19 protein-coding genes and 1 pseudogene are annotated in these 17,848 nt (G+C 36.4%); 17 read left to right on the top strand and 3 right to left on the bottom strand.

Annotation, left to right across the window (positions count from 1 at the left end; genetic code table 11):
* Window positions 1-544: 544 nt before the first annotated feature.
* The 3 genes from EEL30_00210 to EEL30_00220 all read left to right on the top strand — a co-directional run bounded on the left by EEL30_00210 (window position 545) and on the right by EEL30_00220 (window position 2,650).
* The gene (locus tag EEL30_00210) at window positions 545-967 is read left to right on the top strand and encodes a hypothetical protein (GenBank protein ID QDX90942.1); all 423 of its coding nucleotides are present in this window, start codon (window positions 545-547) and stop codon (window positions 965-967) included.
* Window positions 968-1,191: 224 nt separating this feature from the next.
* Window positions 1,192-1,590, top strand: a complete 399-nt coding sequence (gene tnpA / locus EEL30_00215) for an IS200/IS605 family transposase (protein ID QDX90943.1) — start codon at window positions 1,192-1,194, stop codon at window positions 1,588-1,590.
* A gap of 4 nt (window positions 1,591-1,594) precedes the next feature.
* Window positions 1,595-2,650 (top strand): transposase, encoded by a 1,056-nt coding sequence (locus tag EEL30_00220; GenBank protein QDX90944.1) that lies wholly within the window; start codon window positions 1,595-1,597, stop codon window positions 2,648-2,650.
* A 263-nt stretch (window positions 2,651-2,913) separates the two neighbouring features.
* Here EEL30_00220 and EEL30_00225 read toward each other — a convergent pair whose 3' ends face one another.
* On the bottom strand, window positions 2,914-3,291 hold the full coding sequence (locus EEL30_00225) for a Replication termination protein (GenBank protein QDX90945.1): 378 nt from the start codon (window positions 3,289-3,291) through the stop codon (window positions 2,914-2,916).
* Window positions 3,292-3,797: 506 nt separating this feature from the next.
* Here EEL30_00225 and EEL30_00230 point away from each other — a divergent pair.
* The 6 genes and pseudogenes from EEL30_00230 to EEL30_00255 all read left to right on the top strand — a co-directional run bounded on the left by EEL30_00230 (window position 3,798) and on the right by EEL30_00255 (window position 9,428).
* Window positions 3,798-5,090, top strand: coding sequence for a helix-turn-helix domain-containing protein (locus tag EEL30_00230; GenBank protein ID QDX90946.1), 1,293 nt, complete (start codon window positions 3,798-3,800; stop codon window positions 5,088-5,090).
* A gap of 493 nt (window positions 5,091-5,583) precedes the next feature.
* Window positions 5,584-6,237, top strand: a complete 654-nt coding sequence (locus EEL30_00235) for a M23 family metallopeptidase (protein QDX90947.1) — start codon at window positions 5,584-5,586, stop codon at window positions 6,235-6,237.
* Between the two features lie 59 nt (window positions 6,238-6,296).
* Window positions 6,297-7,232 (top strand): DUF5050 domain-containing protein, encoded by a 936-nt coding sequence (locus tag EEL30_00240; protein QDX90948.1) that lies wholly within the window; start codon window positions 6,297-6,299, stop codon window positions 7,230-7,232.
* Window positions 7,233-7,495: 263 nt separating this feature from the next.
* Window positions 7,496-7,762, top strand: coding sequence for an aspartyl-phosphate phosphatase Spo0E family protein (locus EEL30_00245; GenBank protein ID QDX91030.1), 267 nt, complete (start codon window positions 7,496-7,498; stop codon window positions 7,760-7,762).
* 73 nt (window positions 7,763-7,835) lie between these two features.
* Window positions 7,836-8,054: a hypothetical protein gene (locus EEL30_00250; protein ID QDX90949.1), complete on the top strand. Its 219-nt coding sequence runs from the start codon at window positions 7,836-7,838 to the stop codon at window positions 8,052-8,054.
* A pseudogene (locus tag EEL30_00255) lies at window positions 8,035-9,428 on the top strand (XRE family transcriptional regulator). The gene EEL30_00250 and the pseudogene EEL30_00255 overlap by 20 nt, the downstream one beginning before the upstream one ends.
* A 334-nt stretch (window positions 9,429-9,762) precedes the next feature.
* Here the strand turns inward: EEL30_00255 and EEL30_00260 are convergent.
* Window positions 9,763-9,987 (bottom strand): hypothetical protein, encoded by a 225-nt coding sequence (locus tag EEL30_00260; GenBank protein QDX90950.1) that lies wholly within the window; start codon window positions 9,985-9,987, stop codon window positions 9,763-9,765.
* Window positions 9,988-10,090: 103 nt separating this feature from the next.
* On the opposite strand from EEL30_00260, the gene EEL30_00265 reads away from it, so the two are divergent.
* The 4 genes from EEL30_00265 (at window position 10,091) to EEL30_00280 (ending at window position 13,841) form a co-directional block, all read left to right on the top strand.
* Entirely contained in the window at window positions 10,091-10,900 is an 810-nt protein-coding gene (locus EEL30_00265; protein ID QDX90951.1) for a hypothetical protein, read from the top strand.
* 150 nt (window positions 10,901-11,050) lie between these two features.
* Entirely contained in the window at window positions 11,051-12,121 is a 1,071-nt protein-coding gene (locus EEL30_00270; protein QDX90952.1) for a hypothetical protein, read from the top strand.
* Window positions 12,122-12,681: 560 nt separating this feature from the next.
* The gene (locus EEL30_00275; GenBank protein QDX90953.1) at window positions 12,682-12,978 is read left to right on the top strand and encodes a helix-turn-helix domain-containing protein; all 297 of its coding nucleotides are present in this window, start codon (window positions 12,682-12,684) and stop codon (window positions 12,976-12,978) included.
* Window positions 12,960-13,841, top strand: coding sequence for an IS3 family transposase (locus EEL30_00280; GenBank protein ID QDX90954.1), 882 nt, complete (start codon window positions 12,960-12,962; stop codon window positions 13,839-13,841). Before EEL30_00275 ends, EEL30_00280 begins: the two co-directional genes overlap by 19 nt.
* 353 nt (window positions 13,842-14,194) lie before the next feature.
* On the opposite strand, the gene EEL30_00285 is transcribed toward EEL30_00280, so the two are convergent.
* Window positions 14,195-14,473, bottom strand: a complete 279-nt coding sequence (locus EEL30_00285; GenBank protein ID QDX90955.1) for a hypothetical protein — start codon at window positions 14,471-14,473, stop codon at window positions 14,195-14,197.
* Between the two features lie 695 nt (window positions 14,474-15,168).
* Here EEL30_00285 and EEL30_00290 point away from each other — a divergent pair.
* The 4 genes from EEL30_00290 to EEL30_00305 all read left to right on the top strand — a co-directional run bounded on the left by EEL30_00290 (window position 15,169) and on the right by EEL30_00305 (window position 17,824).
* Window positions 15,169-16,032, top strand: a complete 864-nt coding sequence (locus EEL30_00290) for a hypothetical protein (protein ID QDX90956.1) — start codon at window positions 15,169-15,171, stop codon at window positions 16,030-16,032.
* 202 nt (window positions 16,033-16,234) lie between these two features.
* The gene (locus EEL30_00295) at window positions 16,235-16,564 is read left to right on the top strand and encodes a hypothetical protein (GenBank protein ID QDX90957.1); all 330 of its coding nucleotides are present in this window, start codon (window positions 16,235-16,237) and stop codon (window positions 16,562-16,564) included.
* Window positions 16,565-16,575: 11 nt separating this feature from the next.
* Window positions 16,576-17,064 (top strand): hypothetical protein, encoded by a 489-nt coding sequence (locus EEL30_00300; GenBank protein QDX90958.1) that lies wholly within the window; start codon window positions 16,576-16,578, stop codon window positions 17,062-17,064.
* The gene (locus EEL30_00305) at window positions 17,027-17,824 is read left to right on the top strand and encodes a hypothetical protein (GenBank protein QDX90959.1); all 798 of its coding nucleotides are present in this window, start codon (window positions 17,027-17,029) and stop codon (window positions 17,822-17,824) included. Before EEL30_00300 ends, EEL30_00305 begins: the two co-directional genes overlap by 38 nt.
* The last annotated feature ends 24 nt before the right edge of the window (window positions 17,825-17,848 follow it).

Genomic DNA, 17,848 nt, shown 5'->3' on the forward strand with positions numbered 1-17,848 from the left:
ATTAGTTTTTGTTGTTATTTTAGATTTAATAAAGAAAAAATCGTGACTGTTGCTGCTAGCTGGTCCATCTTTTTTATCTGAGAATCATCATAACCAACGTGCCATCTCATCTCTTATGCACATAAGCCCTAAAGCTTGTAAACAAGCGTCCGAATCACCAAATTCGGGCGTTTTTTGCTGTTTACAGCGATTAGCTCTTTTTGAATACCAAAAAAAGTCCATTCATCGTGGACAATTAGGCGGTTTGATCCAAAAGGAAGGATCTTGCCCTAGCTCCATTTTTCTGCTAAGTTCGCTTTTTGGCAAGTTGGCCAATAAACCAGGTTGAAAATCGTTCGTCTTTTTCAGCAAAAAAGTCCTGGTTGCTGCACGCAGCTCACCCTACTAAAAGTTGCTACTGCTGTTACAATACGGAATTTCGACCATCGCTGCTTATCTTTCTCCTATAAAGAATGGTATTCATCCATCAGCCGACGGGTAGACTGATAGAAAAATGTACTTATGGTATCGAAAAGTACAAAAAAGCTGATAGGAGTTTAAATGGATGGATAATGCACAGCTAAAACGATATGTAGAGCAATTAAGCATAGAAGGTAAAACGGAGCCAGAAGTGATTACGGTATTGGCGAAATTAACTACACAAAATAATATAGCTCAAATATTAGATGTTAACGTAAGAAGGGTAAAGTATCTGTACAAAAAGTACAATATCAGAAAGTACAATTTATATAGAACGACACGCCGATGTACTCATTGTAAAGAAGAAGTACATATATCGTGCTTTGAACCTGTGTTAGAGGGAAACAGGGAAGGTTATAAACGTGTGTGTTACTACTGTCAAAAAGATTATTATCGAATGATATACAGGAAACGCATTGTTAACAAGCAATGGGAGCAAGATCATATAAAAAGGGAAATTTTCACTAAAATGTACGAGATAGAGGTTCTCGAAAGCTTGTTGAAATAGTCGATGGCTTTCTGTCATCAGGACCAGCTAAAAAATTGAAAAAGATAAGTGAAGATTACAGTAATTGCCGACTGAAAGCCCACGGTTTTAATCGTGGGATGAAAGACGGCTTTGCCAGAACATCCCTTCATGGGATAGGCAGGGCAAACACCTAGCACATGTGCGTGTACTTTTCTTTTCGTTCAATTGCTGCAGTTGTACAATTAAATTGATACAATTGTTTTATGGGACAAGAATATAGACGTACAACTACAACAGTATCTTTCATTAACTATCATTTTGTTTTCTGCCCTCGTTATCGAAGAAAAGTGTTAGTAAAACAAGTGGAAATTCGATTCAAGGAGTTATTGGCTGAAATATGCCATCAGAATAGCTGGCTTATTGTGGCAATGGAGGTTATGCCCGATCATGTCCATCTGTTCCTGAACTGTCTTCCCACCGATTCTCCATCAGACGTAATGGCAAAAGTGAAGGGAGTGACCTCTCGAATAGTAAGGCAGGAGTTTGAGCATCTTGCTCATTTGCCTAGTCTGTGGACACGTTCTTTTTTCGTTAGTACAGCAGGAAACGTATCAAGCGAAACAGTAAAGCGTTATGTTGAAGAACAAAAGAAAAGGGGGTGAACACATGCAAGCTTTAACCGTTAAGATACGCATATTTCCTGATCAACCAGCCATTCTACGTCAATTAGGAAATGAGTACATTCGGGTAGTCAATCAACTAACCAAACGGGCTGAACAACTAGGGGCATTTCCGAAAATGACTACAAAAGATGTAGAAACAATTCTTCCGTCTGCCGTTTGTAATCAAGCGATTCGTGATGCCAAAAGTGTTTTCAGTAAAATCAAGAAACTTGGTGTTCGTCCAATTCTTAAAAAATCTGTATATTTCGTTAACAATCAAAACTACACGGTATCCGAAAATACAGTTGCTTTCCCTATCGTTGTAGATAAAAAGACGAAGAAAACAGCGTTTCGTGCTACAGCGACTAGCAGAGATATGGAACTGTTAAGAAAAGCCAAACTTGGATTGCTGCGTATCGTCGAAAAGTCAGGGAAATGGTACGCTCAAATTTCGGTAGAAGTACCTACAAGCGTAACAAACAACGAAAACATCATGGGTATTGATCTTGGTTTGAAAGTTCCTGCTGTTTCTGTCACTTCTACAGGTAAAACCCGATTCTTTGGAAACGGCAGACAAAACAAGTACATACGAAGAAAGCACCAACAACGTAGACGTACATTAGGTAAACTCAAAAAATTGTCTGCCATTCGTAAGCTCGGTAATAAAGAGCAACGTTGGATAAAAGATCAAAACCATAAGATTAGTCGGCAAATTGTCGATACAGCCATTCAGGAAGGTGTGTCAATAATCAAGCTTGAACGACTAGAGAATATTCGCAAGACGGCAAGAACAAGCCGCAAAAACGCAAAGAATCTGCATAGTTGGACTTTTTATCAGCTTCAACAATTCATCTCCTACAAAGCAAATATTGTCGGCATAAAGGTTGTGGAGGTAAATCCTGCCTACACTTCTCAATCTTGTCCTACCTGTGCAAAGAAGAACAAAGTGAAAGATAGAAGGTACGAATGTTCATGCGGATTCAACGCTCATCGTGATCAGGTTGGAGCGATCAATATCATGAATCAACCTGTGGCAGATGGTAACAGTCTGTCAGCCTAAGATGCTATATGCACTGTCTTAGGACGGGCTGATGAGACAGCCCTGAACTTGGGGGAACTACGGTTAGCAGAAATGCACGACCGACTACCACCCAAGAATCCCAATGATACCGAAGGTGTCAGCTTGCGGCTTTAGCCGTGGGAGTCTCAAGAATGATCTTCAATCAAAATCAGCCATACTCCATGTTCATTTTTGGCTTGCAATTTTCCTGACGATTACCCCTAAATGAAAATCGGGCTAGTTCTAAAAGATATTTATCTGTATTAATAATTATCTGCAACAGCTTTTCGTAAAATCCCAATACATCTGTCTAAGTCTGTTTTTACATTTGTCTTATAACGCATTGCGGCTTCATAACCGCCGTTTGAAACAAAATGATAATAAACGACCTCTTTATGCTTGGAATTCATATTTGGTTGAGGTTTTTTTATACGGTACAAAATACCATCTTCCACAAGATCATCAAGAGAACGATAAATTTCAGCATGATTAGGTCTGTATCCAAGGTTTTTGAAATCATGTTGTAAAAAATCGAGCATCTGAAGGGCATAACCATTTTTCTTTTCTACCATTGTAATCAAATATAGCTTAAGAAAGGCCCTTTGTTTGATCAAAAACCCCGTACTTTCTCGTTCTGACATGGGGGTCACCTTGCTTTCTATTTTTGTACTATGTACTAATTGTACATAAAGGGAAATATTATACAAGGATTTATTTTCCTATCCCCTTTTAGCTAAATAAACAAATATTGATGTATAAACTGGATAGTCTTTGAGCTAAAAGGGGTAGTATGAGATTGCACAAACCATGTTATTTTTATAATTTTAAATGTACAATTTGTACATAGTACAATTTTTTTTATTATTTTGTATACATGTTCCACAAGGTTTATATTGATGCCGGTAATCTTCTGTGGATTGGAGATATCGGCAACTTTTATGGAGTTTTGAATCATTTGACCGATGTAGTTTGACATGATGTATCCGCATTTAGATATCTTTTTTTATCTAAACTATCTGTTTAAATTATTCTATTTAAGAAATAACAAATTGATAAAAAAAATCTTTTTGTTATTTACAAAATTATACAATAAAGGTAATATGAAAATAAAATGACGCTACTTGATAAATAAAGAAAGGGGATTTTTATGGCCGAAAGTCTAACTTTCACAACATTGGGGGAACTGATAAAAGATAAAAGAACAGAATTGGGAATAAGCATATCAGAATTATCTAGAAGAACTGGGGTAAGCAAAGGAGTTATTGGCTATATAGAAAGTGGAGAGACGAAGCGCCCAGAGTTGAGAACATTGAAGTCAATAGCGGATGTGCTAAAACTTTCCTATGAAGGTGTCATAGAATGCTACATTGAGGTGGAACGGCGAATCGAAATTTTAGATGGCTTACTTCTTGAGGCGATTGAAATTTCGAACAATTCACTAATCAGCAAAGTGGCGCAACAGATCGTGGAATCTCCTCATGAAGATACATATGTAATATTAGAACATCTGTATAATCTTACTGGTACTGTCGCTGACAATGAATCAAAGTTAGCGATATACAGTGTTATTGTCAAGTACGCCAGACAACATGGTGTGCCAAAGTATATAGCCAAGGGATTATATCAAAAATATCTTATCGAGAGAGGAGACTTAAAACGGTTAGAGGAATCGTTTAAAGTGGGAGAAGAGGGCTTACACTATGTTGATTTTCTGTCTGATGAAGAGAAAATCATTTTTTATTTTAGAATGGCATTACATGCGCATAATATCAAGAAATATCCAGAGTGCATTGAGCTATGCGAAGCCGGTATTTCATTAGAAAAAAGTGACACAGAGCTGAAGGCTAGAGCATATTTAGCTATGATTAATTCGTTATCTAATTTGGGTGACTATTCTACAGTAGAATTGCACTTAGATACATTCAAGAAGTTTAACTATAATTTTGTCGCTGAGGCAACTAAACTGGAAAGTGCAATCGTGAAAGCAAAGAAAAGAGAATTTGATGTAGCTATACCATTGCTAAATGAATCCCTACAAGAGATTAGTGAACATGCTCGAATATATGTAGTTAACGAACTATTAGAGATATATTTTGAGCTAGAAGATATGGGCGCCATCTCTAAGATATTCGCCGAAGAAGAGAGATTATTTCTTAACACAAATACACCATATAAATTTAGTTCCCTTGGAAGATACTATGGGTATAAGGGATCTTACCAAGTCAGCATTGGTTTATTAGAGGATGGTATAGATAGCTACATTAACAGTTTAAAAGCGTATGGAGAGATTAGTTCATACCAAGAAATTGTAGAATGTATGAACGTCATACTTTCAAACCAGCCCTTGCATTCTAAATCGACATTATTGTTTGAAAAGTTAAAAAAGGTATATAATGGTATTATTGATAATAAGATGATTAAAAAGGAGTGGGTTCAATGAAAAAAGTAATATCGGTATTGACGTTAGCATTTGCAGTAATTATTTTTCCTTCTGTTGACTATGCGGCTAGTAAAGGGGATACTCCTTCAAAAAAAATAGGACTATACAGCATACAACAGAATCATTATGATCCGGGTCATTGACAATAAGGTTTTATGGACGCTATTAATTTAGCGTCTTTTTTTTTTGTGATAAACATGTAGAATTTTGTCGAAATTAAATGACCGTGCTACGTTTTTCGAAATAAAAGGAATTTATAGGACGTGATGGTAAAATAATACACAAAGGCAGAGAGGAGGGGGTGTTATTAGTGGTGCCTTACACAATATTCAATAAAAGGACGTTCCGTATGCCTGCCAGCTCATAGAAATGTCCTCAACTAGAAATATTACTAGGTAATTCTATCACTTCAGTCATTAGGAAGATTCATTGTATGTTAAATATTTACAAATAAATACTTTGCTGGTAATATTATTAATTAAGAAAGGTTGTTATGAAAATGAAAAAGAAAAAGCTTATTGCAAGTATTCTCTCCATTGCATCTATTCTTACGGTTATTTCTTCTGCACATGCTCACATGGAACCTAATAAAGAAGATCCCGGTACATTTCTGTTTAAATGGCCTGTGCCAGATTCTAGTAAAATAAATAGTGATTTTGGATATCGAACAGATCCTTTTACGGGGAAGAGAGTGTTGCATGCTGGACTGGACATTGCCCCTGTGGAAAGAGGAGTTTCAGGCGACAAAGTCGTAGCAGCTTATCGAGGGACGGTTGTTCGTTCTGAAGAGTCTAGTAGCTATGGAAACGTAGTGTATATTAATCATGAACTGAGAAGAAATGATTGGGTTCAAACTAGATATGCACATCTGAGCAAAAAGCCAAGCGTAAAGAAAAAAGAAGAGGTTTCAAAAGGAACAAAAGTGGGCGTGATGGGAGACACCGGTCAAGTAACAGGAGTTCATCTACATTTTGAAACACGGGAATCTTCCAAGGAACCGGATACTTCGAATAATTCTGATCCCGTAGATCCTCTTAATTATGTTGAACAACCAAGAAGTCTAGATGTCAGATCAACTGTGGATGAAGATGGCTTTGTTCCCAATCCGTACAATGAACAGTACAGCGAAGAAACATCTGATCAGTAGATAATACAATTTCCCCTTGGACCTCCAACTCAAGGGGAAATTATTTTTAGGAGGGAAATATGAGAGCAATAAGCTCATTCTTTACGCTGATCCTAGTTGCTGTAAATCTTTCGGGATGTACCAGTTCGAGTGAGGTAAGTAACAAATCGGTGGGGAATACTGTTGGGAATATTACCAACATGGGATTTATTAGTACAAAGGATGATTGGATTTACTATGCTAACACAAATGATCAAAATAAGTTGTACAAGCAGAAGGAAGATGGATCAAATCCTAAAAAAATCACAGATGATCAGGCTTATGATATCAATGTTGTGGGTGATTGGATTTACTATCGAGCATTAGACAAAGACGCCATAATGTATAAAATTAAAACGGACGGCACTTCAAAAACCCAATTAAACAGGGAACCATCAGGTTATATTAATGTAGTGAATGACTGGATCTACTACTCTGACTATTCGGGATATACACCTGTTATGTATAAAATGAAAACGGATGGGTCTGGTAAACAACGAATTACAGATGACTATTCAGAGCAGCTATTGGTATTGGAGCCATATATTTATTATCGTAATGGCAATGATGATAGTGCCTTCTATCGAATCAAGAACGATGGAAGCGATAAAAAGAAAATAAGTGATGACAATGTTAACTTTCTAAACTACTCAAATGGTTGGTTGTATTACGCAAACAGTTCGGACGACTTCAAGCTGTATAAAATGCAAATAGATGGTACAAAAAGGACGAAACTAACTGATGATGAAATTAATTCAGTTATAGTTGATAACGATTGGATCTATTACAGCAATGATTCGGACCATAACAAATTATACAAAATTAAGGTAGATGGTACCAACAGAACAAAGATTTTAGATGATACAGTAGAACGACTTAACATAGCAAAAGAATGGGTTTTTTATTGGGAAGGGGGGCAAAAAGAGAACCTACATCGTGTTAAAAAAGACGGAACAAACAAACAAGAAGTTAAATAGACGCAAATGTGATGTAGACAAACTATCAGTTTGTCTGCATTTTTATTTTCATGGACCATTAGAACGTAATAAAGTCGCTAACTTCTCTTCTTTTTTTGTGAAAGTCGTGGAAAATTTTGTCGTAATTGGAATAGCGTGCTACGTTTTTTTAAAAAAGAAGAATTTATAGGACGGGATGGTAAAATAATGCACACAAGGTAAAATGGAGGGGGTGTTTTTACGTGTATACTCTTTACAACAATGTGAAAAAAGGACGTTTCTGTATGCCTGCCAGCTCTAAGAAACGTCCTCAGCTACAAGCAACAAAATATGTTACTCAGGGTAATTTTACCACTCATTTATTCGGAGAAAAAGTGGAAAATTTCGAACCTGAGCAGCTATTAAAAGAAACAGAAGTTTTACGAGAAATGCTAGTTTTTTTGTATTGTAAAGAAGGGTCATTTTCAAGTCCAGCAGTCTTAGAGTTAAGTCAGCTGTTAGATAAATATATCGTTTCTGTTCAGAAAATCGAGAAACATGTTCGGACATAAAAATAATCCTGAGCTGCTACTTCGGGAAAGGAAATAGTAGTTAATCGACAATTGGTTTTTAGGGGGATCTATTATGCTGGTATGGGCCGATTCAAACCCTTTGATTGATTTTACAACAACGAAAAATTTAGATAAAAAAGGAATGCAAAAGGAGGAAGTCTCTATAAACAAAATATCTGATTACACAAGCGAGGCAATCAGTAAAAAAATAATTAATCATACGAGTGCTACTATGGCCAATATAAAACTATTCAGTTCAAGGGGTGTTGCACATGGTTACTCCCAGCCCTGATGTTAGCGGGCGATCACTGAGGTCGGAGATAGAAAAACGTATAAAACTGGAGAACTATACACTCACTCAACTCAGCGCATTGACCCATATCAATCAAGCACATCTGAGCTCGTTTTTGAAGGGGAGGTCTTATCGAGCATTAACGATTGCACAACTAGATGCTATTGCGAATGTATTTGAAGAGCCGGTTGGATGGCTGTATGAATTGTATATAGACGAATGTTTTCCAAAGGGGGTGGTATCAAGGAGAAGAGTGGGGTCTTACCTGCTGAGATGGGCAGGCATGACTGCATTGATCCTGTTGTTTCAATTTTATTGGAGCGTCGTAAAAATGTAGAAATTCTCTTTATTGTGGCGGAGCGGTTATTTCACAAAGGGAAGCACAAAGAGTCAGTCTCCTTTTACCAGCTCGTTATTGATAACGTGAAAGACAACCACTCAGAGCAATTTATTATGAGTCATTATCGTTTGTTCCGAATATCAGAGGAAGCAGATATTGAGGAAATTAGGAAGTCGGTTATTCGATTTGAATCCTATCGAAAAAGACTATCTGAGCATTATCAATTAGACGCACTTTTACTACTCGCTAATAAATGCCTTTCCTTGCACCAATGGAAAAAAGTAGAGAAGTATGCCGGCGAATTAATAAAATTGGCTACTTTGATTTATCGACACGAGAAACGTAAAAAGAATAGAGAAGCTAGCCACTTTCATTTAGAAAGTTGTTTAGTTGTTTATTATGGGCAGGGGTACCTCTTAAAGTCTGAGGCATTGGAAAAACAAGGACTATATGAAGAAGCAAAAGAATTTGTTTCTGGCTATGCTGACCTCAGTCGGTTTGGACTTCTTGATAAAGCTGGACAAGCAGATGTCGATAAGTTTAGGCTGCTGGCAACAGCAATTACGTATAGATTAGATATACTCATGGGAAATACAAGTGTCCTTGCTGACTACATCAAATACCTTGAAGATCATCCTACAGAAATATTATTTGGTTTAGTGACAATTGTGGAGTCAGCCAGCATACACGGTTTTCTAATAGATAGTCTACTAGAGCGATTTTCAGAAGAAATAAGTTGCTTCCATGACTCGCATGATCCAATTGATATAGGTCGTCATCTTCGGTTTCGATATGATCTGGCTAGGTATCACTTTCAAAATGATCGTTCTGAGAAGGGGATAATAAATACACTTCGATGTCTAGATTTATCCATAGTTACGAACAATCAAGAGATGATGGTACAATGTGCAGCACTGTTTGAAGCACATAGATATCACGCAACAGATCAACAAAAAAGAGAGTATAAAAAAATGATGGAGGAGGTATTAAATGATGGGGCGAGTAGAATGGCAGAAGATAAAAGGCTTCACTAACATCATGGGATAGGAGGCTAAAATGTCAGATGAGGAGCGACTTTATTCGCTCCTTTTTATATTGTTTATATAAACAATCATAGCTAGTAAGGTAACGAATGTGGAAATAGAATTAGCGAGAATAGAATGATCTAGCGCTGTTTTTTTGTAATTATTACCATATTTCTCAGTATGTGTTTTTCTGAATAGTGGTTTATAGTAATAATTGGAAGGGATGTGGGTGAAAAGAAAGGTGGTGATATCAAAAAAATACTCGATCCTTAGCAAGCATGTACGGCTTCAAGCAAACTGGGGGTCCTCAAATACAATATTAATTATATTTGAGGGTAGTCTTTTATTGTTTTCTAAATTTACAGTACAGGAAGTAAATGGCCCCAATGATTAAAGCAAACCAGATTGAATACCTTAAAATTTTGAAGATGTATTCATCTAATGTCAAAACTGTAATTGTATAGGTACCCTTTACTTCTACAGATTCTTGCCTACTTAAAAATAAAATATTTAGGCATAAACCAGCTAAAAATCCATACCAAAGTGTCTCAACAATTTTGTTCTTCACTCATAATTCCCACCTTTTCTAATGTTTACGTTCTCAATTGTTTGCACTACTATCTAAATAGTCTGAAGAGTATCAAATTCTATCAAAAGGAGATTAGAAATCCATGAAACTACATAACAAAGTTGTGGCTTCTGTTTTAACGATGTCAGTTTTAGGTGGTTTAATGGTAGTACCATATTCAGTATTTGCTAATCCAAGCATCCCAGAGACCATGGAACCAGGAACGATTGTTACGTATGATAAAAATAATGAGATGATCGTCCATAAGTACCAATTTAATGATAGTGTAAAGCGTACATCTCTTGTTAAAGAAAATAAGCAAAATCAAAATCAAAAACTACTTGAAGAAGAAACAGCAATTTTTGAAAAAGTAAAAAAAGATGCGGAATCACTGCCTGTTTTTTATTTGGACGAGCCAGTATTACCGAAACCTGAGCCTGGAATGACCATTTATTATGACGGAATGGGGTTACCTACAAAGATCATTGATGCCAAAGGAAACTTAGTTGATACCGAGTCCAAAGCCGCTGCTTCTTGGACCCCTCCGAAAAATGGTGTATATATTTATGGTAAGGACGACAATAAACTCACCATCACAGATAAATATGTTCAAGGTGAAGGATGGGTATCATGGTATGACGGAATGGGCGAAAAAGGATCGGACGGAAAAAAATTAAAGAAAGATAATTGTGCTACAAAAATGAAATATGACAGACCCACATTCAATAAGGAGATTAAAGTGAGGAACTTAAAAAATGATATTGTTGACTATGTATATAAGGCAGATGTTGGTGGCCTTCCTAATGCAGTCCTAGATATCATGCCTGAAAAAATGGAAGATGACTTTGATTCTCCCGTAGACAGAAAAAAAAATACTGGTCGATTTGAGGGAAGAACCTTCTACGAAAAGTAGACCTGATACTCCTCTAGAGCGTAACTCATACTTCAAAAAGTTATTCAACAATAACTGATTTGTGATAAGTGTCGAATTATTTCACGACACTTATCTCTTTTTCATGTATCTAAAAATGTAGGGTCACTTGTTAAAGGAGGGTTCCCCCAGATGAAAAAAATCTTTAACATGTTCATTCTTATTGTATCTGTAGTGATCAATGCCTGTACACCAAATACAAGCACCACCAACACTACAACTGTTCCGCCCTCAGCCACAAATGCTGTAGAACATAACAATTCTGACTATTTTTCTCTCACCTTGACAAACAAACAAAGTGAAAACCATTTTTATATATACGATATAGATACGAAAATCATAAAAGAAGTCGCCAAAACCCCTGATACCGCTCAATATCCTCTTGGAGCCGTTGACCTAAATACTAAGTCACTCTATTATTCCGAACGTGATTCTACAGGGTCCGACCAATTGGTAAAACTTGATCTAGCTACGAAAAAGAAGGAGAAATTGACCACCAATTTATTTGCAATCAATTATATTATCCCAGTGGGAAATCAAATTATTGTAGCCGCTGCCGAAAAAACAAAATCCTCTGTCCAATTAGCTTCGTATGACTTACAAACAAAAAAACTATTATTTTGGGTTCCCCCAGATGACGACGATACCGCAGTAGAACATCTAATGTATAACCCATTTACAAAAAAGCTGTATGCTACTCTCTATTCTACTCAGGAACGCAGATCACTTTCCAGAAAAGCAGCGAAAGAACAAGCACCTGACGTTGATGCGGCCACTCATCGTGTCGTCGAATACGATATGAATCGAGGGGAACAAATAAAACAAAGAGAATTATACAAAGCAAAAGAAGTAATCAGATTATTCTCTGTCTCAACAAATACAGAAGTCGCACTGATAAAAAGTGGCTCTAAGGTTTTTCAAGAAAAACAATTGTATCTCTACTACTTTCATTCAGGCAAAAAAGAGCTACTTGTTATTCCAGAGCTAAGTACAATCGAAGAGGCATATTTTACTCCTGACAAACAAGGACTTTTCATAAAAGGAAGCCCCAAAACGACTCTGAATAATAATGACGTAACTGTAGACGGGGCACCAAATGGATTATACTATTATGACTTCAAAACTCGTAAAATTACCAAAATATATTCAAAGTCCGACAGCTATATTAATAATTTCATACTGCTAGAGGATCCATCCAAATAACCAAGAAACCCCGTATCTCAGGTGTGGTCAAGACCCCGTTTTGTAGACAGTAAGAAAAACCCCGGCCGTTAGGCCGCTAACTGATGGTATTATCCCCTTTGAGTAGACAGTGTAAAAAGCCCACTCACCTAGCGGTGGGTGCTACACTATCCTCGGAGGGGATTTTTCGTATGGCTAAAAAAGAGCAAGATTTGGTACGCCATTATTTTGAATGGATTGGAAAGAAATCTAACTTTATTGCAAATGAAAGAATATTTTCTATATCCACAGGGATTGAAGTTAAACTTGGAGCGTAGTTTGTATTGAATTTGGTTGGTGTTATTCCTGATATCGTGGCGGTAATATTGCTATTGTAGTTCCCTTGTCTACTCAAGAACCAACACAAGTACAAAAAGGAAACGGGATATATACGGAGATTTCAAAAGTGTAGGGTTTTGTGTTTATAAAGTTTCCCATGATATTTATTATCAAACATTCTATGGAGCAAAAGTGCACCCCTTAAAGTAGACATTGGAAAAAGCCCCAAGGTTATCCGATGACTTTAGGGGGTGTATTTTTCAATGGCGGTTAAAGGACAAAAATTTAAAAGTTATCCAGAATCATTGAAAATGGAAGCTATTCGTTTACACATTGAGGAAAAGTGGACGTATAAACAAATTGTAGAGCATTTGGAAATTCAGGACGAAGATCGCTTAAAAAAGTGGATGAGAAAGTACAGACAACAGGGTGAGTTTGGACTTCTAGATCGACGCGGACGTCGTGAGGCCTATATTGATCAGGATAGATATGTCCAAAAACTGAAGCGCGAGAATGAAATCCTAAAAAAGTATTTGGAAATCTGGATGCGGGAGGTGTAAGGAAGAAGTATCGAATTGTGGAGAGTTTGTCTACAATATATCCAATTACTGAGGTTTGTAAGGTGTTAGGAGTTTCGAGAAGTGGCTATTACAAGTACCTCTCTACTAGAAACTTGTATAGGGATAAATCGATGAAAAAACGGATCAGAACGATCTATGAACAAAGAAAAGGAATATATGGATATCGCCGAATTCAGGCCGAACTGTTACGCCAATTTGGTTGTAGGGTTAATCATAAGAAAGTATTACGCATCATGCAAAATCTGGGACTCAAAGCCATCATTCGCCGTAAACGTTCCTATATGACTGCCCATCAAGCAAAGGTATCGGATGGACGTGTTGCAGATAATTTACTCAAACGTGATTTTACCGCTCAAGAGCCTAATCAAAAATGGGTAACTGACGTTACCCAATATCGCATCGGTGAAGAACGTATCTACCTTTCTGCAATCAAAGATTTATGTACGCATGAGATTATCGCTTATCATATCAGTACTCGAAATGACAATGCGCTTGTTCTAGAGACTTTTAGGAAAGCATTTGAAATGCAAAAAGACGTGACTGGTTTGATCGTTCACAGCGACCAAGGTTCCCAGTACACGTCCCATGCATACCACGACATGCTGCCTACGGTTGGCGCCCAAATCAGCATGTCCCGACGGGGCAATTGCCTAGACAATGCCTCGATAGAAAGCTTCTTTTCTCATTTGAAAACCGAAGCCCTATATCCCTATGATATACGAGATCTTCAAGATGCTCAAAGGAGAATTGAAAATTACATTTATTTTTACAACGAAGAACGTCTTCAAGTGAAGTTAAATAAACTGACGCCTAGTGAATTTAGGCGTCAGTTAGCGGCCTAACGGCCGGGGCTTTTCTTACTGTCTACAAAACGGGGGCTTGACCAGATAACCTCGGGGGGTTTTTCCAATGTCTACTTTAAGGGGTCACTTCAATTGATATACAACGTTTTTTTAGAAGCAAGCTATATTCGTAGTTTGCCACTCATTTTGGTAGTCACTTTGGACGGTCTTGACCGAAATCTATCAATTATCATCACGGAAAGAATACCATTCGTGACCTTGCTCATCAGCCTCTTCCTCGGTCTTCACGTCAAATAAATAGTACATTTCCCCATACAGTTTCTTTGCTTCTTCCTGATCCATCCCAGCACGTTTACAAGCCAGTAGCATGTATCCAATAGCCTCACGATTTGTCATACAATATCATCCTCCATCTGATTATTAAAATAAGCCGACATGATTTCAACATCCTGGAAAGAAATAACCATCTCACTGAATTTTTCTTCTCCGATCTTCCATTCCCAGCTCTGTAAAACATGGACAGAGGATCTTATACTGTCAGAACCAAAAGTCATAATTACCTTTCTAAAAGCACCATCAAGTTGGACACAATCACTTAAAATTTTATCACCTTTGCTAGTATGGCGAGAAATAGATTCATCCATTTTTTTAAATCTCACTTCTTGAACCATTAATTAGCACCCCTCTCGGTTGGATAGTATTTATTCATTATTTTATAAATAGAATCCAGACATATCAATTCTTAGATTTTCCAGCCTGTGTTTTGTAGCTAACCACTACTTACTTGAAAATTTAAGCCTTTCTTGCTAAAATGACAACATTAATAAGTCCTCTAAAGTATTCTTGTAAGCCAGCACAACTTAAAAGAATGAAGGGGCATACCGTAATTGGCAGAGTCAAACGGTATAACTGAATGTGGAAACGCATCAGACCTATGCTTATAGACTTCCTACGCTCTCATAGTAGCCTAGAGAAGAGAATAAGCCCAACTGATTATTAATCAGACATACCCTTAACGACTCCCTTGAGAGTGAAGTTGAGACAAGACATACCCACCACGCGGTATGAACTTTCCAAAACTGATGTGCGTAAACCAGTAGAGGATTTCATAGGACCCTAGCGAAGCTGTATCCATAATTAGCTTTTAATAACTACCAAGGTAATAAGCTCAAATGAGCTTACTATACAAAAAAGCCATTCTAAAAACCATTTCATATGGATTAGAATGGCTTTTTTTATTTAACCAACGAGAAAGGATGATTGGAATTGACAGGATCAGTACTTTTGTACCTCTAAATATTGAATCTATGCGTTTCACTAGCAGGACAACCTTAAATAATCTAATAATATGATTGGAGATAGGGCTATGAATATCTTAGTTAAAGAAAAGCTGGAGCATTTAGACAGTATTTTTATTGGGAAGAAACTAGGGGAAGTGTGGCCTGTTATTGTAGAAAGTTATTCAGGCGATTCTAATCTTACCTTTCAATATCCAAGGAGTTTCTTTTATAACCTTCAACATAAAAATCAAATTCATCTACCTACTAAGGACAAACATGATCGAATCACTTTTGTAAAATATTTTATCGATCGGTTGATGAGCAGAGAAATAGATATATACGAATACCATTTTGGTACATTTTGTATTTATTTCGATTATCTCAATGCCTTTCAAAAGGAAGATTTTTCAGGACCATATATTGGTAAAAAGCGAGTAGAATATATTCAAAATCTACCTACTTCAAAATTTTTAAGTAATGACTATTTTATTACCTACATTTGGTCTTCATTAATTAAGCAAACTCAATCAGAAGCTGGGGAGTGCTTATATAATCCAGAGTTTGATCAGCTTAGGCTTTTATTTACGGCAGATTTATTTGAAGACTGTACTCGTAAATATCACTCTAATGCAAACTGGCTGGAACCCCTTTCAGGAAAAAAGGACTTGGTTTGTAAGAGCTGGAAAGTAGACAAGGATACAATGATATCTGAAACAGAAAGGTTTATGACAAAGGGGGAAATACTTCCTTATTCAAATGAGAATGATCATACTCATTGCGTAGGATCGGTAATTTTACGAAAAGGGTCCTATATAGAAGTAAAATTTGGAGATGATTGGATAAAAGGTCATTATGAATCGTCGGAACCTAACGAATTAATCACAATTCAAAGTAGTGATGGACATATCCTAATCAAACCAGGGCATCTGGTTCGAGTCATCAATCATTAACTCCGATTTGAGTATTCTTTGAATTGGTGAATTAGGTTTAAATATAAAGTGGTGTAGTAGTTAACTAACAACATCTCAACAGCAAAAAGGCAAATGACAGGCTATAACAAACCTGTTATCTGCCTTTTTACATTACAGGATCACATTCTTTCAAAGGTCTCTAATATGATTCCTGGCCATTATAAATAGAGGGGGATAACCATTGAAATTCTTCGGAGTTTTATTGAGAAAAGAATTAAATAAGAGAAGTGAATCAGCTAAGAAAATGATGACCTCACAGATAAAATATAGGATATTAGAATACTTTTATTCAAACACTCATGTCTCTTTAATAGATTTTGACTCATTTTCTCAACAAGACATTATTAATTTAATTGAAGATACTCATGGAATAGACAATGAAGACCTTATTGATGATTTATATGGGCTTTGGTATAACCCTATTTATGAATACTGTAGGTCAACAAACAATAATTACGTTTTACATCATTCAAAAAAGAAAATCTACGAGTCAGAAGATGATTTTATATGAGGTGATTAATAATGTTTTCGATGGAAGAGACACAAACTCTTTTTGCTTCTCTAGATAATTTACTGAGTCTTAAAATACTATACGACTGTGGTTACGACATACAGCCTCTTTCCAATTGGACGGAAGAATATGGTAGCTATAGTAATTATTCAGGTTTCCAAATCCTTTTTAAAAGTATCAGTATCTTATTTACAAGCTGCTCTGACTATGAGGAAGTAGATGATACTTATAGTGTCCATAGGATTTTTGTCCACGACACTAATCTTAAGAAATTAATTGAGATGAAGTCCTCAGAAGATCAGGGGAAATTTATTAATCCTTATCATCAAACCTATTGTGATTATACTGATGCAGAAATGATTATTAGTCCGAATGAGAACGGATTTACATTAGAATTGCATGAGACTCCCATATGCTATAGCAATTTTATAGAAACATTAATACAGTTACGCCGGAAAATAGATGAGTTTTGTAACCAATTTTGTAAAGGAGACTATTAAAATGCCTCATTATAACGTGGAATTTAGCGATGATTTTTTACAAGGGACGCCATTTTGTCATATAAAGGTAAGTCAACAGGGAATTATCTTAGATGAATATAAAATGAGTTTTGATGATTTTATCGAAGCAATAATGGATTCGAGAATGAGTACTTTAAAAACTCATAAAGTTGTAGGAGTAACTAAAAGGAAACGATTTCACAGGATTATTGGTAAGAGGAAATTAAGTAATCCATATAACAAGATAGAAACACCATACTTACCCACTAAATGTATTAAACATATATGGGTTAACCGTGCCCAAAAAGAACAATTGGTATTTATAGAAATTCCAAAGCAAAAATGGGACACATCCTTTTACAACAGTAAATTAGATCAAGTTGGGTTTCCGAGGTTGCTTTTCGGATATCGCTTAAAAGAAAACTTTATTAAAAAAATCTATATTTTGGCCATCAAAGACAAAGGACATGTTCTTGGACAAACAGAGATTTTTAAATTTCCATTTTCAAATGTATCAAATGGAGTTGTTTGTATGGGAGGAAACTCATTCCCTAATGTAAAAGACCTCACTCAATTAAGTACAATGCATAATCTATTTTTTGCTGCACCAAGCTCTTCTTGTTATTACAGCAGCGAGAGGAACTATTCTGGTATAGGTGATTTAAGGGAGTTGTACACATATCTCCAAGATAAAATGTTCCCTGAAGAATGGCTTAACAGCAAAAACATGACGTTAGATGAATATTGCAAGAGTTTATAACAAAGACGTTTACCACTGGTAAGG

The sequence above is a fragment of the Brevibacillus laterosporus genome, from assembly GCA_007833815.1.
GTDB lineage: Bacteria > Bacillota > Bacilli > Brevibacillales > Brevibacillaceae > Brevibacillus_B > Brevibacillus_B laterosporus_D.

Excerpts from the sequence above, each read along its gene's own strand:
- EEL30_00210 (QDX90942.1), top strand. The coding sequence starts at position 545 with ATGGATAATGCACAGCTAAAACGATATGTAGAGCAATTAAGCATAGAA.
- tnpA (QDX90943.1), top strand. The coding sequence starts at position 1,192 with ATGGGACAAGAATATAGACGTACAACTACAACAGTATCTTTCATTAAC.
- EEL30_00220 (QDX90944.1), top strand. The coding sequence starts at position 1,595 with ATGCAAGCTTTAACCGTTAAGATACGCATATTTCCTGATCAACCAGCC.
- EEL30_00225 (QDX90945.1), bottom strand. The coding sequence starts at position 3,291 with ATGTCAGAACGAGAAAGTACGGGGTTTTTGATCAAACAAAGGGCCTTT.
- EEL30_00230 (QDX90946.1), top strand. The coding sequence starts at position 3,798 with ATGGCCGAAAGTCTAACTTTCACAACATTGGGGGAACTGATAAAAGAT.
- EEL30_00235 (QDX90947.1), top strand. The coding sequence starts at position 5,584 with ATGAAAATGAAAAAGAAAAAGCTTATTGCAAGTATTCTCTCCATTGCA.
- EEL30_00240 (QDX90948.1), top strand. The coding sequence starts at position 6,297 with ATGAGAGCAATAAGCTCATTCTTTACGCTGATCCTAGTTGCTGTAAAT.
- EEL30_00245 (QDX91030.1), top strand. The coding sequence starts at position 7,496 with ATGCCTGCCAGCTCTAAGAAACGTCCTCAGCTACAAGCAACAAAATAT.
- EEL30_00250 (QDX90949.1), top strand. The coding sequence starts at position 7,836 with ATGCTGGTATGGGCCGATTCAAACCCTTTGATTGATTTTACAACAACG.
- EEL30_00265 (QDX90951.1), top strand. The coding sequence starts at position 10,091 with ATGAAACTACATAACAAAGTTGTGGCTTCTGTTTTAACGATGTCAGTT.
- EEL30_00270 (QDX90952.1), top strand. The coding sequence starts at position 11,051 with ATGAAAAAAATCTTTAACATGTTCATTCTTATTGTATCTGTAGTGATC.
- EEL30_00275 (QDX90953.1), top strand. The coding sequence starts at position 12,682 with ATGGCGGTTAAAGGACAAAAATTTAAAAGTTATCCAGAATCATTGAAA.
- EEL30_00285 (QDX90955.1), bottom strand. The coding sequence starts at position 14,473 with ATGGTTCAAGAAGTGAGATTTAAAAAAATGGATGAATCTATTTCTCGC.
- EEL30_00290 (QDX90956.1), top strand. The coding sequence starts at position 15,169 with ATGAATATCTTAGTTAAAGAAAAGCTGGAGCATTTAGACAGTATTTTT.
- EEL30_00300 (QDX90958.1), top strand. The coding sequence starts at position 16,576 with ATGTTTTCGATGGAAGAGACACAAACTCTTTTTGCTTCTCTAGATAAT.
- EEL30_00305 (QDX90959.1), top strand. The coding sequence starts at position 17,027 with ATGAGTTTTGTAACCAATTTTGTAAAGGAGACTATTAAAATGCCTCAT.